Origin of the sequence: Streptomyces sp. M41 (genome assembly GCF_043673425.1) — a bacterium.
GTDB lineage: Bacteria > Actinomycetota > Actinomycetes > Streptomycetales > Streptomycetaceae > Streptomyces.
Genome location: NZ_JBIMKE010000006.1, coordinates 1 through 17,458, shown reverse-complemented (window position 1 = coordinate 17,458; position 17,458 = coordinate 1). Strand labels below are relative to the sequence as shown.

The 17,458-nt window shown below is 72.0% G+C and carries 7 protein-coding genes; 5 read left to right on the top strand and 2 right to left on the bottom strand.

Annotated features, from left to right (window positions below; all coding sequences use genetic code 11):
• Window positions 1-32 precede the first annotated feature (32 nt).
• Window positions 33-10,943, top strand: coding sequence for an amino acid adenylation domain-containing protein (locus ACHBTE_RS10205; protein ID WP_394723289.1), 10,911 nt, complete (start codon window positions 33-35; stop codon window positions 10,941-10,943).
• Entirely contained in the window at window positions 10,930-12,630 is a 1,701-nt protein-coding gene (locus ACHBTE_RS10200; protein ID WP_394723288.1) for an ABC transporter ATP-binding protein, read from the top strand. The genes ACHBTE_RS10205 and ACHBTE_RS10200 overlap by 14 nt, the downstream gene beginning before the upstream one ends.
• A gap of 47 nt (window positions 12,631-12,677) precedes the next feature.
• On the opposite strand, the gene ACHBTE_RS10195 is transcribed toward ACHBTE_RS10200, so the two are convergent.
• Window positions 12,678-13,772: an alpha/beta hydrolase-fold protein gene (locus tag ACHBTE_RS10195; protein WP_394723287.1), complete on the bottom strand. Its 1,095-nt coding sequence runs from the start codon at window positions 13,770-13,772 to the stop codon at window positions 12,678-12,680.
• A gap of 104 nt (window positions 13,773-13,876) precedes the next feature.
• On the opposite strand from ACHBTE_RS10195, the gene ACHBTE_RS10190 reads away from it, so the two are divergent.
• Together ACHBTE_RS10190 and ACHBTE_RS10185 are read left to right on the top strand one after the other, a co-directional pair.
• Complete coding sequence (locus ACHBTE_RS10190) at window positions 13,877-14,089, top strand: MbtH family protein (RefSeq protein WP_394723286.1); 213 nt, start codon at window positions 13,877-13,879, stop codon at window positions 14,087-14,089.
• Between the two features lie 51 nt (window positions 14,090-14,140).
• Window positions 14,141-14,686 carry a GNAT family N-acetyltransferase gene (locus tag ACHBTE_RS10185; RefSeq protein WP_394723285.1) on the top strand — a complete coding sequence of 182 codons (546 nt, stop codon included), beginning with the start codon at window positions 14,141-14,143 and terminating at the stop codon, window positions 14,684-14,686.
• A gap of 18 nt (window positions 14,687-14,704) precedes the next feature.
• Here the strand turns inward: ACHBTE_RS10185 and argB are convergent, their stop codons facing one another.
• Window positions 14,705-15,640 carry an acetylglutamate kinase gene (argB, locus tag ACHBTE_RS10180; protein ID WP_394723284.1) on the bottom strand — a complete coding sequence of 312 codons (936 nt, stop codon included), beginning with the start codon at window positions 15,638-15,640 and terminating at the stop codon, window positions 14,705-14,707.
• Window positions 15,641-15,831: 191 nt separating this feature from the next.
• On the opposite strand from argB, the gene ACHBTE_RS10175 reads away from it, so the two are divergent.
• The gene (locus ACHBTE_RS10175) at window positions 15,832-17,310 is read left to right on the top strand and encodes a glutamate--cysteine ligase (protein WP_394723283.1); all 1,479 of its coding nucleotides are present in this window, start codon (window positions 15,832-15,834) and stop codon (window positions 17,308-17,310) included.
• Window positions 17,311-17,458: the final 148 nt, after the last annotated feature.

Below are 17,458 nucleotides of genomic sequence, written 5' to 3'. Positions count from 1 at the left end.
TTTCGTTTCCTTGAAAGGGTGCTGAGTCTTCGATGATGGAACCGAGCGCTCGTCTCGTACGGCTTTCTCCCGCTCGCCTGGCCGACGTACGCGGGCGGACCAGCGACTACTCCGACCGGACCATCACCGAAGCATGCGCCATCGGGCTGGCCTACTGGGCGGCCGGGCAGGGGTGCGAGGGCATCGACCTCACGCCGGGCACCTTGTTCGCGGACGTCCTCGGATGGGCCGACAACGGCGGGGCCGCGCCCGGCGGTTGGCAGGTCGGGCCGGACGGCCGGAGCATCAGCGTTCCGGGAGGGGTGGACATCGACGACGCGCAACTCGCGCTCGACGATCTGGCCGACTTCCCGGACCGCCCCCTCTGCACCATCGGCCCGTCCGGGGCCGCCGCCCGGCTCCAAGCCCTGGCCCGGTGGAACGACACCCGTGCCGACCGGGTCCGCCCGACCATCGTGGAGATGTTCCACGAGCAGGCACGGAACCGGCCGGACGCCGTCGCCGTCGTCGACGAGCACCGGTCACTGACGTACCGTCAAGCCGCCGAACTCTCCAGCCAGTTGGCGCACCATCTGATCGAGCGCGGCCTCACCGCCGAACAGGTCGTCGGCATATCCCTCGGCCGCTCCGCCGACATGGTGATCGGTCTGCTCGGTGTGCTTCAGGCAGGCTGCGCCTTCGTACCGCTGGACCCGCAGTGGCCGGCCGCGCGCCGGGCCGTGGTCATCGAGGACGCCCGAGTCGTCCTCCAGCTCAACGACACCGGCGAGAGCGCGCCGGGCGAACCGGCGGCCGTGGCCGTCGACCTGGCCGACTGGCGCTTCGGCTCCCACCAGGCACACGGCACCGGCGTGGCGGTGGACGGCAACGCCCTCGCCTACGTCATCTTCACGTCCGGGTCGACCGGCCGGCCCAAGGGCGCGATGATCCGGCACGAGGCGATCAGCGAGCGCCTGCTGTGGCAGGTCGAGGAGATCCTGGGCTTCGGACACGACGACGCCTCGCTGTTCAAGGCACCGCTGTCCTTCGACATCTCCATCAACGAGATATTCCTGCCGCTGGTGTCCGGCGCCCGCCTGGTGGTGCTGCGGCCCGGCGGCGAACGCGACCCGCACCATCTGCTGAGCGTGATCGCCGAACAGCGCGTCACCTTCACCTATCTGGTGTCGTCCATGCTGGACGTGCTGCTGGAGATCGCCGGCGACACCGGACGGCTGGACAGCCTGCGGCATGTGTGGTGCGGCGGCGAAGTGCTGACCCCCGAGCTGTACGAGCGGTTCCGCACCAAGCTCGACATCCCCATGTACCACGGCTACGGCCCGGCCGAGACGACGATCGGTGTCTCGCACATCATCTACCGGGGCGCAGCAGAACGCCTGTCGACGTCGATCGGCAAGGCCAACCCCAACACCCAGCTGTACGTCCTGGACGACGAACTGCGCCCGGTCCCCGTCGGCGTCGGCGGCGAACTCTACGTCGGCGGCTTCCTCCTGGGCCGCGGCTACGTCAACGCGCCCGGCCTGACCGCCTCCCGCTTCGTGGCGAACCCCTTCGCGGACGACGGGTCCCGGCTGTACCGCACCGGAGACCTCGCCCGGTTCGCCCCGGACGGCTCACTGGACTTCCTGGGCCGCGTCGACAACCAGATCAAGATCCGCGGCATGCGGCTGGAGCTCGAGGACGTCGAGGTCGGACTCGCCGAACACCCCGGCGTACGGCACACCTGCGTCGTCGCCAGGAAGAACACGGCGGGCGGCACCTACCTCGTCGGATACGTCATCCCGGCCGCCGGTCACGAGGACCTGCGGGCCGACGAGGTCAAGGCGTGGGCCGGCGCGCACATGGTGGAGTACATGGTGCCCGCCCACATCGTCGTGCTGAGCGAGTTCCCGCTCACCGCCAACGGCAAGCTGGACCGCAACGCGCTGCCGGAACCCGCCCTCACGACGGCCACGCTCGTTCGGCCCGCCACCGACGACGAGCGCGCGGTGTGCGCGGCGGTCGCGTCCGTGCTGCGGCTCGACGAGGTCGGCGTCGACCAGGACTTCTTCCAACTCGGCGGCGACAGCATCCTCGCCATCTCCCTGCTGAGCGCCCTGCGCGACGCCGGCCTCCATGTCACGGCCCGCCAGATCTTCACCCACAGCACCGTCGGCGCGCTCGCCGCGGTCGCGAGCCGTGAGGAGGTCACCGCCGCCGACCACGGTGACGTGGCGACCGGCACGGTCGTCGGGTCGCCCATCGTGCAGTGGCTCGGCGAGACCACCGACGCGATCGACGGCTTCGTCCAGTCCGTCATCCTGAACACGCCGGCGGACCTGACCGGGGACGCTCTCGACGAGATCCTCACCGCCGTGGTCCGGCACCACGACATGCTGCGCGCCCGGCTGGTACGCGGTGAGTACTGGAGCTTCGACATCCCCGCGGCGCAGCACACCGCCGCCGGATGGCAGGAGAGCGACCTGCCGCTCGACGACTGCGTCGCGCTCGCCACCGAGGCACTGGACCCGGACGCCGGCGTGATGCTGCGGGCCGTCTGGCGCCGCGAGGCACGACAGCTGGTCCTGGTCGCCCACCACGTGGTCACCGACGGTGTGTCCTGGCGGGTCCTGATGGAGGACCTGGCCACCGCCTGGCGGCAGCACACCGCCGGTACACCCGTCGAACTGCCCCCGGTGGGCACCTCGTTCCGGCGCTGGACACAGCTGCTGGAGCGCGCCGCGTTCGACGCCGACAGCTCCTACTACCGGCGTCCCCTGCCAGGCGAGGACCGGCCGGTCGGCCGACGCCCCCTGTCCGAGACCGACACCGTCGCGAACGAGCGGCTGCGGACCGTCACGGTCGGCCCCGAGGTGACGGCCGCACTGCTGGGCGAGCTTCCCGCGAAGTTCCACGCCGGTGTCAACGACGTACTGCTGACCGCACTCGCCGTCGCCCTCGCCCGCCGGCGACGCGATCTGGGGCAGGAGCAGACCTTCGCGCACATCGAGCTGGAGGGCCACGGGCGCGAAGGACAGTTCGTGGCGGACTCCGCCGGGTTCGAGCCCGCCCTCGCGCGGACCGTGGGCTGGTTCACCACCCTGTTCCCGGTGACCGTGGACCCCGGCTCGGCCGGCGACTTCACCGCACCCGAATATCTGATCGCCGCGCTCAAGGCCGTCAAGGAGGACCTCGCGAGGGTCCCCGACAACGGCGTCTCCTACGGTGCCCTGCGCCACCTGACCCACACCGAGTTCGACGCACCGGCACCGCAGGTGCTGTTCAACTACCTGGGCCGCTTCGACGCGGGATCATCCGTCGACTGGCAACTCGCGCGCACCACAGGGCAGTTGGGCGAGAAGCGTGACCCGCGGATGCGGCTGCCGCGCCCCCTGGAGTTCAACGCGATCGCCGAACCCGCCGCGAACGGTGAGTACGAGCTGGTCACCACCATCTCCTGGCCCGAGGGGATGTTCTCCGACGAGGACATCACGACCCTCGGCGGGTACTTCCGCACCACCCTCGCCGCCCTGGCCGCCCTCGACCCCCAGGGCGGCCACACCCCCAGCGACTTCGGTCTCGTACCGCTCACCCAGGCCGACGTGGACAGCCTGGACGGTCCGGCGCTGCGGGACGTCCTGCCGCTGACCCCGTTGCAGGAGGGCCTGTACTTCCACTCCGTCTACGACGACGACTCGGCCGGCGCCTATGTCGAGCAGCAACTGCTCACCCTGGGCGGCGAGGTGGACGCCGACCGGCTCGCCGCTGCGGCCACCCGGCTGCTCGACCGCTACCCGAACCTGGCCGCACGGTTCGTCGCCCTCGCCGACGGCAGGGTGGTCTCCGTACTGGAGAGCGGCGTGCGGGCGCCCTTCAGCACCCTGGACCGCCCCGGCATCACCGACGACGAGATACGCGCCTACGCCGAGCGGGACCGCCGAGCCGGCTTCGACCTGGCAGCCGGTCCGCTGATGCGATACACCCTGATCCGCGGCGGGCCCGGCCGTGACGTCCTCGTGCAGACCGTCCATCACATCGTCGCCGACGGCTGGTCCGTGCCACCGCTGCTCCGCGCGCTGCTGGCCGAATACCACGCGCCGGGGACCGTGTACCCGCGCGGCGGCTTCGCCGACTACGTCGGATGGCTCGCGGCACGGGACGGCGACGAGAGCGACCGCGTCTGGCGGGAGCAGCTCGCCGGACTGCCCGGCCCCTCGCTGGTCGCCGAAGGGCACACCCCGTCCGACCGGTTCGCCGACATCGCCCTGGAGCCGGACGACGACATCGACGCCGCCGCACGCGCGGCCGGAGTTCCGCTGAGCGTGGCCGTGCACAGCGCCTGGGCGGTGACGCTCGGCGGCATCCTGCACGGCACGGACGTGGTGTTCGGCTCCACGGTGTCCGGACGGGACGCCGATGTGCCCGGCATCGAGGACATGGTGGGCCTGTTCATCAACACCATTCCCGTACGCGTCTGCTGGTCCGACGACACCACCGCGCAGGACCTGCTCACCTCGGTCCGTGAACACCAGAGCGCGGTACTGCCGCACCAGCACGTCTCACTGGCGAGGATCGGCCGGCAGGCCGACGCCGGTTCTCTCTTCGACACCTTGGTCGTCTTCGACGTGGCCACCGAGGTCGAGAGCCTGCGGCGGCCCGGCGACACCCTCGCCATCACGGAGCTCGTCAACGAGGGCGCCCCGCACTACCCGCTGACCCTGGTGGTGGAGCGCGCCCTCGACGGCCGCCCGCGCTTCAACCTGATCTACGACGGTGAGCTGCTCCGGGAGGAGAGCGCCCAGGCGATCCTGCGCGGGTTCACCTCGGCCCTCACCACCCTCCTCACCCGACCCGAGGCCCCGGTCGCCGAAGCGGTGACCGTGAGCGGCCGGCCGCCCGTGCCGATCGCCCCCACGACGCTGGGCGGGCTGTTCGACGCCGCCGCGCGGCGCGACCCGGCCGCCATCGCCGTCACCCAGTGCGCGCTCGACGGCACCACCAGGTCCCTCAGCTACGGCGAACTGGTCACGGCGAAGGCCGAGTTGGCAGCCGTGCTGCGCGCGGCCGGGGTCGGGCCGGGCAAGCGGGTCGCCGTCGCCGTGCCGCGGTCCCTGGAGCAGGTCGTCGCCCTGGTCGCGGTCGTCGGCGCGGGCGGCGCCTATGTGCCGCTGGATCTGGCGTACCCGGACGAACGACTGGAGTACATCCTCACCGACGCCGCCCCGCAGGTCGTCCTCGTCGACCGCGAGCAGCGCGACCGCTTCACCGGGCTGCTGGCCCGGGCGGGTGTCTCGGCCCGCGTGCTCGTCCAGGGAGAGCAGTCGGCACCGGCGGACGCCGCCGAGCCCGCCCCCGAGGCCGACTGGCACACCCCTGCCTACGTCATCTACACCTCCGGCTCCACCGGCCGCCCCAAGGGCGTCGTCGTGCCGCACTCCAGCGTGGTGACCCTGCTGGCCAACACCCAGCCGGACATGGACTTCGGCCCCCAGGACGTGTGGGTCCAGTTCCACTCCTTCTCCTTCGACTTCGCGGTCTGGGAGCTGTGGGGCGCGCTGGCCCACGGTGGTGAGCTGCTGCTGCCGGAGTACGGGCTGACGCGCTCCCCGGTCGACTTCCACCGGCTGGTCCGGGAGCGCCGGGTGACCGTGCTCAATCAGACCCCGTCGGCGTTCTACCAGTTCGCCGAGGCCGACCGGCTCGACGGCCGGCCGCTGCCCGCCCTGCGCCGGATCGTCTTCGGCGGCGAGGCGCTCGACCTCGGGCGGCTGCGCGGCTGGGTGGAGCGGCACGGCACCGGCTCGCCCGAGCTGGTCAACATGTACGGCATCACCGAGACCACCGTCCATGTCACCCATCGAGTGCTGACCGACGAGGACTTCGCCTCCGGCGCCGACGTCAGCCCGATCGGCGGCCCGATCCCCGGTCTGGTCACCCACCTTCTGGACGACCGGCTGCGGCCCGTGCCGCCGGGCCGCATCGGCGCCATCTACGTCGCCGGGGACCAGGTGTCGCTCGGCTATCTGGGCAGGCCGGGCCTCACCGCCGGCCGTTTCGTGGCGAACCCCTTCGCGGGCGACGGCTCGCGGATGTACCACACGGGCGACCTCGCCCGCCGTACGCTCGACGGTGAGCTGGAGTTCGTCGGCCGCGCCGACGACCAGGTCCAACTCAAGGGATTCCGGATCGAGTCGGGCGAGGTCGAGGCGGCGATCAGGGAGCTCGACGGGGTCGTCGACGCCGCGGTGACCGTGGCGGGCAGCGGCGATCACCTGGTCGCGCATGTCGTGGGCCGGGTGCCCGCGGACCTCGCCGGCCTGCTGTCGGCGAAGCTGCCCGCGCACATGGTGCCGGGCCGCGTCCTGGCGGTCGAGGCGCTGCCGCTCACGGTCAACGGCAAGCTGGACCGCAAGGCCCTGACCGAGCGGGCCGCGCGGGACGAGGCGCCCGCGGCGGTGAGCGACTCCGCGCTGGACGCGTACACCGGCATCTTCACCGAGACGCTGCCCGGCGCCGAAGTGGACGGCGACACCGACTTCTTCCGGGCCGGGGGCGACAGCATCGTCGCCATCACGGTGGTCAACCGGGCCCGCGCCCTCGGCCTGACGATCACACCCCGGGACGTCTTCCTGCTGCGGACGCCCCGCGCCCTCGCCGAGCAGGCCGGGACCCGCGCCCAGGAGACCCCGGCGACGCCCCCGCAGGTCGCCCGCCGCGAGGACGGGCCGCTGAAGCCCACGCCGATCATCCTGCGCCAGCGCGAACTCGGCGGCTCACTCGCCCGGTTCGCCCAGGCCAGGGCACTGGTGGCCCCGGAGGGCGCCGGGCTCGCGGATGCCCGGCGTGCCGCGAACGCCGTAGTGGCCGCCCATCCGGCGCTGCGGCTGCGGCTGCGCGTCGAGCACGGCGTATGGGCGCTCAGCACCGAACCGGCCCGCGAGATCACCGTCGTACGGCCGGACCCGGCCGCCGACGCGACGACCGCCGCGAACGAGGCCGCGGGACGCCTCGACCCCGAGTCCGGTCAGGTCGTCGCCTTCTCGTGGCTGGAGCCCAGCCGCACCCTGGTGGTCACCGTGCACCACCTCGCCGTGGACTCGGTGTCCTGGCTCATTCTGCTCGACGACCTGGCCGCCGCGCTGCGCGGGCAGACCCTCGCGGCACCGACCACCTCCTACGCCGAGTACGCCGAAGCACTCCACCTCCCGTCCGCCGACGCGCTCGATGATCTCGGGCACTGGATCACCACACTCCAGGCGCCCCCCCTGCTGCCCGCCGTCGAAGCCCTGCGGGAGACGACCGTCGTCCTCCCGCCCGAGGCGAGCGACCGCGTGACGCGCACCGCCCCCACCGCCCTCGGCGTCGGCCTCACCGAGCTGCTGTGCGGCGCCCTGCGCACCGCGCTCACCCGGATCCAGCCCGCGCCCACCGATCTCGCGATCGAACTGGAGCGGCACGGCCGTGTCCCTGCGCTCGAACACCACGACTACACCCGCACCGTCGGCTGGTTCACCGCCATCGCCCCCGTACGCCTCACCGCGCACACCGACCCGGTGGCGGCGGCACACGAAGTCGCCGCACGCCAGCCCGACGAGCGCGCACACGTCGCCTACGGCCGCCTCAGGTACCTCGACCCCCAGACGGCCCCGCTGCTCGACGCCCGCCCGCAGGTGCTGTTCAACTACCTCGGCCGGGGCAGCGAGGCCCAGGCGGTGCACATCACCGGCGCCGAACTGGGCAGCCCTTACGCGGTCGAGGTAAACGCCTGGCTCGACGAGACCACGGGGAGCCTGCACACGCAGTTCACCCTCGCCGAGGGCATCCCCGACACGCTCACGGAGCACTGGCGCGACGCACTGGAGCACATCGCCGACGCCTGCGCCCTGGCCGAGCGCACCGCACCGGTCACCCCTCTCCAACGCGGCCTGTTCTTCCAGGCCCAGATGGCGGGTTCGGCCGGACACTACGTCGCGCAGAGCTGGTTCACCTTCGACCGGCGCCTGGACACCGACGCGCTGTCCGACGCGATGGCGTACGTGATCGCCCGGCACCCGGTCGTCGGCGCCGGCTTCACCACCGACACCGACGGCAACCCGGTTCAGGTCCTCAAGGCCGGCCGGCGCGTCGACGTCCGCACGATCGAGCTGTCGACGGACGCCGAGGTCGACGCGCTGCGCGCCCGGGACCGCGACACGGGGTTCGACCCGGGTGAACCGCCGCTGATCCGGCTGACCGTGGTGCGGCTGCCCGACGACCGCGACGGCCTGCTGCTGAGCTACCACCTGCTGCTGTGGGACGGCTGGTCCCGCGAGATCGTCCTGCGGGACCTCTTCGACGCCTACCAGGCGCTCGTCGCGGGCGAACCGCTCGACCCCGCCCCGGCCACCCCGAGCTTCGAGGACCACGCAAGGGCACTCGACGCCAAGGACGCCGCGGTGTCGGAGCGGTTCTGGGCGGACCACCTGGCCGCCCTCCCCGGCCCGACGCTGCTCGCCGGACCGGCGCCGCAGCTGTCGGACGACCTCCCGCGCGCCCTGGTCCATACCTTGTCCGCCGAGAGCTCCGACCTGCTGCGGGATGCGGCCAAGACGCACGGCGTCACGCTCAACTCGGTGCTCACGGGCGCGTTCGGCCTGCTGCTGGGAGCCCACACGGGCCGTGCCGACGCGGTGTTCGGCGTGACCGTCTCGGGCCGGGACGGCGAGGGCCTGTCCGACATCGTGGGTGTGCTGCTCAACACCGTGCCCATGTGGACCAGGGCCCGGCCGGACGACTCGGTGCGCGCCTATCTGTCGGCCGTGCAGACGGCCCGGGTGGAGGCGATGGAGCACGAGCATCTGGGGCTCGGCGAGATCCAGCGGGCCAGCGGCCACGACACCCTGTTCGACAACTTGTTCGTGCTCCAGAACTTCCTGGACCTGGACGCGTTCGCCGAGATGAACTCCCGGCACGGAATCACCTCGGTGCAGGCCGACGACTCCACCCACTATCCGTTCACCTGGGTCGTCACCCCCGGCGACCGGCTCACGGTCAAGCTGGAGTACCGGGACGAGGACACCGACAACGCCCGTCGTCTCCTCGACGACTACCTGCGAGTGCTCGACGACCTGGCCCGGGCCACCGGACCGGTCGGCGCACTGCCGGGCCTCGGGCCGGTGCCGGTCCCGGGCGAGCGCACGGATGTCGGCACGGACACCGTCGTCGACCGTTTCGACCGGGCGGCCGACCGCGCCCCGGAGCGGACCGCGCTCGTCGCCCACGGCACGACCATGACCTTCGCGGGGCTGCGGGACCGCAGCCGTGCGGTGGCCGGTGTGCTCGCCGGGCGGGGCATCGGCCCCGAGACCACCGTGGGCCTGGCGATCCCGCGTTCACCGGACTGGATCGTGGCGCTGTTCGCCGTGCTGCGCGTCGGCGCCGCTTACGTGCCCCTGGAACTGGACCACCCGGACGAGCGGATCGCCGCGATCGTCGACGACGCCCGCCCGGACGTCATCCTCACGGTGAGCGCCGTGTCGCCCCGGCTGACCGGGCTGTCCGGGGAGCTGATCGAGCTCGACCGGCCACTGCCCGAGGCCGAGCCCTTCGTGACGTTCGCGCCGGACGACCCGGACCGGCTGCGGCATCCGGCGTACACGATCTACACCTCCGGCTCGACCGGGAAGCCCAAGGGCGTGGTGACCGAGTACGCGGGACTGACCAACATGCTGATCAACCATCAGCGCCGGATCTTCGAGCCGGTGCTGGCGGAGAACGGCCACCGGATCTTCAGGATCGCGCACACCGTGTCGTTCGCGTTCGACATGTCGTGGGAGGAGCTGCTGTGGCTCGCCGACGGCCACGAAGTGCACATCTGCGACGAGGAGTTGCGCCGTGACGCGCCCCGCCTGGTCGAGTACTGCCTGGAGCACGGGATCGACGTCGTCAACGTGACCCCGACCTACGCGCAGCAACTGGTCGCCGAGGGTCTGCTCGACGACCCGGAACGCCGGCCGCCGCTGGTGCTGCTGGGCGGCGAGGCCGTCACCCCGACGCTGTGGCAGCGACTCGCCGAGACCGAGGGCACGGTCGGCTACAACCTGTACGGACCCACCGAGTACACCATCAACACCCTCGGCGTCGGCACCTTCGAGTGCGCGGACCCGGTGGTGGGCGTCGCGATCGACAACACCGACGTGTACGTGCTCGATCCCTGGCTGCGGCCCCTCCCGGACGGCGTGCCCGGCGAGCTGTACGTGTCCGGTGTCGGCATCGCGCGCGGCTATCTCGGGCAGTCGGCCCAGACCGCGCACCGCTTCGTCGCCTGCCCGTTCGGCGCTCCCGGCGAGCGCATGTACCGCACCGGTGACCTGGTGGTCCGCCGGACCGACGGCAACCTGATGTACCTGGGCCGCACCGACCAGCAGGTCAAGATCCGCGGTCACCGTGTCGAACTCGGCGAGGTCGAGGCCGCGTTCGCCGCGCATCCGGCGGTGCGGTTCGTCGCCGCCGTCGCCCAGCCCGACCCGCAGGTCGACGGGGCGTATCGACTGGCCGCCTATCTGGTCCTGGAAGGGGCGGAGTTGCCGGCCGTCGCCACCGACGTCGGCGTCGCCCTGCCGGACTTCCTGCGTCCCACGCACTACGCCCAGGTCGACAGCATCCCGCTGACGGTGAACGGGAAGGCTGACACCAAGGCGCTGCCCCAGGCCAAACCGCTGGGCGCGCTGACCACGGTCGAGGAGCGGGGACCGCGGACCGAGACCGAGACCGTGGTGTGCGAGTACTTCGCCGAGGCACTGGACCTGGACGACGACGAGGTGAGCGCGGTGAGCGACTTCGTGTCCCTCGGAGGACACTCCATGCTGGCGGTACGGCTGATCGGGCTGCTCCGCCGCGAGTTCGGCCCAGTGATCACGATCCGTGACCTGTTCACCCTGCGCACCCCGGAAGCGATTGCCCGCCACCTCGATGACAACTCCTGACACCCAGCGGCCCCGCACGGGGTCCGACATCCTGCGCACCGCCCTGCGCCGCAACGTCGGCGCCATGGCCGGCGGCACCCTCCTCATGGGCCTGTACCAGGCGGGGGAGACCGCCTTCCCGATCGCGCTCGGCATGATCGTCGAGCACACGATGCGGGACCGCACCCCCACCGCCCTCGGCCTGTCCATCGCGGCGCTGGCCGTGATCATCACGACGGTGTCCCTGTCGTGGCGGTTCGGGATGCGCATCCTCCAGAAGGCCAACACCACCGAGGCGCACCGATGGCGGGTGAAGGTCGCCGCCTGCGGCCTGCAGCCGGTGGCCCGGGACATGGACCTGAAGTCCGGCGAGGTGCTGACCATCGCCACCGAGGACGCCGACCAGACCGCCGACATCATCGAGGTGGTGCCCCTGCTGATCAGCTCGCTGGTCGCCGTGCTGGTCGCGGCGGTCGCGCTGGGCCTGGCCGACCTCAGGCTCGGGCTGCTGGTGATCGTGGGAACCGTCGCGATCCTGTCGATCCTGAGCGTGATGTCCAAGCGGATCGGGGCGAGCACACAGGAACAGCAGGCCCGGGTGGCCCGGGCCGGCGCCAAGGTCGCCGACCTCATCATCGGCCTGCGCCCGCTGCACGGCTTCGGCGGCAACCACGCCGCCTTCCGGTCCTATCGGGCGGTCAGCACGGAGGCGAAGCATCAGGCGGTCACCGTCGCCAAGGTGGGCGGCGTCTACGCGGGCACCGCGCTGGCCCTGAACGCCGTCCTCGCCGCGGCGGTGACCCTGCTGGCGGGCTGGCTGGCGTTCGCCGGCCGCATCACCATCGGGGAATTCGTCATGGCCGTCGGGCTGGCGCAGTTCATCATCGAACCGCTCAAGCTGTTCTCCGAGATGCCCAAGTACGTGATGATCGCGCGCGCGTCGGCCGAGCGCATGGCGCTGGTCCTGAGCGCGCCGCCGGTGATGACCCCGGGGGCAGGGCTACCGGCGCCGGGCGGGAAACTGGAGGTCGACTGTGTCCGGCACGGCAGTCTGCGCAAGCTGCAGTTCCAGGTGTCCGCCGGGGAGTTCGTGGCGATCGCCGCCTACCAGCCCCGTGCGGCGGCCGACCTCGCGGCCGTCCTGGCGGTGAACGTCCCGCCCGCCGCGTACGAGGGCGAGGTACGGGTCGCGGGGCAGCCGCTCGCCGACCTGTCGATCGAGGCGGTCCGCGCGCACCTGCTGGTGCACCCGTACGACGGGGAGATCTTCGCGGGCACCCTGCGCTCCAACATCGACCCCTCGGGCACCGGCCGGACGGTCCACGAGGCCGTCGAGGCGTCCATGCTCACCGATGTCGTCGCCCTGCACCGCGAGGGGCTCGACTACGCGGTCCGCGACCGCGGCGCCAATCTCTCCGGCGGCCAGCGTCAACGGCTGTCCCTGGCGCGGGCGCTGGCCGCCGACACCGATGTCCTGGTCCTGCACGACCCGACGACCGCCGTCGACGCCGTCACCGAACAGCTCATCGCCCGCAATGTCGCCAAGCTGCGCCGGGGCCGCACCACGCTCGTCATCACCAGCAGCCCGGCCCTGCTGGACGCCGCCGACCGGGTCCTCGTCCTGGACGACGGTGTCATCACGGCCGAGGACACGCACCGCAACCTCCTCGCCCATGACGAGGGGTACTGCCTGGCGGTGGCGCGCTGACCTCGCGCAAGGGTTCCGGGGGCGGTCCCGAGCCGCCCCGGAACCGCCTATCCGAGGGCCCAGGCGACATCCCTGAGCAGGGCCTGACGCCAGCCCGCCCGGTCGTGCCCGGACGCCGAACGCGACACCCGTACGGTCGCACCGGCCTGTTCGGTCAGCGTCTCGGTGAGCTCGCAGTGGGGCAGCATCCGCATCTCGTGCTCCCCGACGTCGAACGCGATCCGCAGCCCGGACAGGTCGGGCCGCTCCCGCAGCCGCGCGGCCAGGGCGCCGCCCACCGGACCGCCCAGCGGATCCGGCCGCCCGATCGCCTCCGGCGTCCACCAGAACGACCCCGACTGGCAGGCGACGCGGGAGACCAGTTCCGGGAACTCCAGCGCGGCGTACAGGGCGCTGAGCCCGCCGAGACTCTGCCCGACGGCCACCAGCCGCGCCGGGTCCGCCGGGACGCCCGACTCCAGCACCAGCGGCAGCAGTTCGTCCCGCACGGCCTCCCACAGCCGCGGCCGGCAGGTGTACTCGGCCTCGCGGTCCTTGGCAGGGAGGAAGACGAGCGTGACGGCGGGCATCTCGCCGGCGGCGACGGCCGAGTCGAAGGCGCTCATGGCCGGGTGCAGATACAGCCAGTCGTCGCCGTCGAGCAGCAGCACCACCGGTCCGCCACCGCCCGCCGGATGGACGCGCACGGTGCGCCGCCCGCCGAGCAGATCACTGGCCCAGCGGATCCGGGTGGCCGGGAGGGGCAGCACGTCGGCCGCGCCGACGAGGGGCCAGTGCGGCTGCGCCGGGGCGTCCGGTGTCGCGGCGATGGACCGGTCACCGCCCGCGCCGGCCGGGTTGAACGGATCGGCGTACGCCATGTCCCCCACCAGGAACTGGTACGTCGCCCGAAGCCGCGCGGGCATCCGCACCTGGGCGTACCAGCAGTCCGTGTCGCCCCACCGGCGCAGTGGCATCGGCGCCGGCCCGCTCTCGAAGCCGATGCTCGCCGCGCAGCCCCGCCACAGGAACAAGGTCACCCAGCCACCCCCGTCGGCCGGCACCGATACGGGGGCTCCGGCAGCGGCCCAGAATTCCTCCGTGCCGGGTTCGCCGGGCAGTCCGAACTCGACGAGGGCGATCTCCGGATCGGCCAGGCGCATGAACGTCTCCTTGTGAGGAAAAGCAGGAAAGACTAGGCTCACAGAATTAGGCAAGGCTAACCTAATTTAGATCACGCCATCCATTCCCGAGGAGGCTTCCGAGAATGAGCACCAACCCGTTCGACGACAACGAAGGCCGTTTCCTGGTTCTTGTCAACGACGAGGGCCAGCACTCCCTTTGGCCGTCCTTCGCCGCGGTGCCCGGGGGCTGGACGATCGTATTCGACGAGAACACGCGGGACGCCTGCCTCGCCTACGTCGAGTCCCACTGGACCGATCTGCGCCCCCGGTCCCTCGCGGCCTCCCAGGACGCCTGACCCGGCCGAGGGTCGCCTCTCCCGTGCCGCGTGGACCTCAGGAAGGAAGCCTTGACCACGGCTGCTCCCAGCCCCGCCCCTCAGCGTCCGCAGGCACGTCCGGCGGGGGCGCCCGGCGTGCGTACCGCCCGCCCGGCGGACGCCGTCGAACTGGCCGCATTGTCCCGGCCGTTCGTGCGCTCCGGGGCGCTGCGCGAACGCCCGGCCTCGCTCTACGCCGCCCAAGCGGCCGACTTCGTGGTGGCGGAGGACCTCAACGGCACTCTCGAGGGGTGCCTCGGCCTGCGGGTGCACCCTGAGTCGGTGCATCCCCACGGCCCGTCAGGAGTTCTGTACAACTTCTGCGTGGCCCGGCACCGGCAGGGCTGCGGAGCGGGCGCCCGGCTGCTGCGTGCCGCGCTGGCGAGAGCACGTGCCCAGTCTCTGGGCGCCCTGTTCACGGCGACCACCGGTGACGGCCGGCTGTTCCTCCGGCACGGGTTCGCGCCGACGAGCGCGCGTCAGGCGCCCGCCTCATGGGTGGAGTCCCTGGATCCGAGGCGCAACGCCCGCCTTCTCGCCCGCGCCCTGACCCCGACCGTCCCCGCTGTGCGGTGAGGGCGCTGGCGCCTCGGGTCAGCCGGCCGGTGACGCCGTCGCCTCGCGCGCCGCGTCGCCCCGGCCGTCCGGCTCCTGGTCCGGCACCACGGTGGTGCCTGTGCCTGTGCCGGTGTCGTCCAGGGCGCCCCGCAGCAACGAGTTCGGCACACGGCCGTCGAGCACCTGGGCCCGGCCCACGCCGCCCCGGACGGCTCGCAGGCAGCCCTCCATCTTCGGCAGCATGCCGCTCGCCAGGCTCGGTATCAGCTCGTGCAGCTCATGAGCCGTCAGACGGTCGATCACTTCGGTGCTGTGCGGCCAGTTCGCGTACAGCCCCTCGACATCGGTGAGCACGACAAGCCGGTCGGCGCCGAGGGCCACGGCCAGCGCGGACGCCGCGAGATCGGCGTTGACGTTGTAGATCTGCCCGTCCTCACCGCGGGCCACGGGGGAGACCACGGGGATCCGCCCCTGTTCCAGGAGGGCGTGCACCGTGCCCGGGTTCACGGCGACGACGTCCCCGACGAGGCCGATGTCCACCGGCCGGCCGTCCACCAGCGCCGGCCGGCGGACCGCGGTCATGGTGTGCGCGTCCTCGCCCGTCAGGCCCACCGCCAGGGGCCCGTGGGCGTTGATGTGGCCGACCAGCTCGCGCTGCACGCGGCCCGTCAGCACCATGCGTACGACGTCCATGGCCTCGGGGGTGGTCACCCGCAGGCCGGCCTCGAAACGGGTCTCCAGGCCGAGGCGGTCGAGCATCGCGCTGATCTGCGGCCCGCCACCGTGCACGACGACGGGCCGCAGCCCCGCCCGCCGCAGCTCCACGACATCCTGGGCGAACGCCCGCTGGAGGCCGCTGTCGACCATGGCGTTCCCGCCGTACTTCACGACGACCACGCCGCCCCGGAGCCGTCCCGCCGGGCCCGGTCCACCCCGGCCGGTGTCCTCGGCCGTCGCACCCCGTACCGTCATCGTCGATCCCCCCAGCTCGATTGTTAGCTTAGGCTAACCTAAATCGAACCGTGGTGGGGTGGGTTCGGCACGGAGTCCGGGTTCCTGTGCGGGCAGCCGGGCGGTGGCCGTCACGCCGTCGACTGTTCGCCCGCGGCCCGAGGTGCGACGCTGGGACCAGAGGTATCCGCCGAGGGGACTCGGAGGGCGCGATGGGACGCGATGTGCCGGCCCGGGTGTTCACGCGGGAGGATCGCCGCCAGTACCGCGAGAAGATGCACACCTGCCTCGATGTGCTGGCGCAGATGCTGCGGGAGTCGACCTTCGAGAGCGAGCGGCCCCGGGTCGGGCTGGAGATCGAGCTCAACCTGGTGGACGACGACGGCCTGCCCGCGATGCGGAACACCGAGGTCCTCCAGGCCATCGCCGACCCCGCCTGGGCCAGCGAGCTCGGCCGCTTCAACCTGGAGATCAACATCCCGCCCCGGGAGCTGACCACCGGCGGCCCCGGCGCCTGGGAGCAGGCGATCCGTGACGCGCTCAACCACGCCGAGGACCGCGCCGCGGCGGTGGGCGCGCACCTGATCATGGTCGGCATTCTGCCGACCCTGGGGGAGGGACACGTCGACGAGACGGGCCTGTCCGGCGATCCGCGCTACAAGCTGCTCAACGAGCAGATCTTCGCGGCCCGCGGCGAGGACCTGCGGATCACGGTGGACGGCGTCGAACGTCTGTCGACGTACGCCGACACCATCACCCCCGAGGCCGCCTGCACCAGCACGCAGTTCCACCTCCAAGTCTCCCCGAAGGACTTCGCGGCCTACTGGAACGCCGCCCAGGCCGTCGCGGGCGTCCAGATCGCCCTGGCGGCCAACTCGCCCTACCTCTTCGGCCGGGAACTCTGGCGCGAGACCCGTATCCCCCTGTTCGAGCAGGCCACCGACACCCGCCCCCAGGAGATCAAGGCCCAGGGCGTACGACCCCGGGTGTGGTTCGGGGAGCGGTGGATCACCAGCGTCTTCGACCTGTTCGAGGAGAACGTGCGCTACTTCCCGGCGCTGCTGCCCCTGTGCGACGACGAGGACCCGCAGGCGGCGCTCGACGGCGGCGGCGTGCCGCAACTGGGCGAACTCACGCTGCACAACGGCACGATCTACCGCTGGAACCGCCCCGTGTACGCCGTCACCGACAGCGGCCCGCATCTGCGCATCGAGAACCGCGTCCTGCCCGCCGGTCCCACGGTGGCCGACATCATCGCCAACGGCGCCCTCTACTACGGCCTCACCCGCGCCCTGGTCGACGAGGACCGGCCGATCTGGACGCGGATGTCCTTCGCGGTCGCCGAGGAGAACCTCCACAGCGCGGCCCGCGACGGCATCGACGCCCGTCTGTACTGGCCCGGCATGGGCGAAGTGCCCGTCACGGAACTGGTGTTGCGCCGACTGCTGCCCCTGGCCCATCGGGGCCTGGAACTGGCCGGCATGGACGCGGCGTGGCGCGAGCCCCTGCTCGGCATCGTCGAGCAGCGGTGCGTCACCGCCCGCAACGGCGCCCTGTGGCAGGCGGAGACCGTGCACCAGCTGGAGAAGGGCGGCGTCTCCGGCCGGGGCGAGGCCCTACGGCGCATGACCAGGACGTACATGGACTACATGCACCTGAACGCCGCCGCGCACACGTGGCCCGTGGACTAGGGCCCTTCTGATGAATCTCCGCGGCGTCGCGACGCCCGGCACGCCCACTCGCCGCACCGGACAAAAGCCACCTAGTGACCTGAGTCGAAGATTCGTCGTTGGTTCGGTATGAGTCGTCCGGGTCCGAAGATTCCGCCGTTGTCGGTGA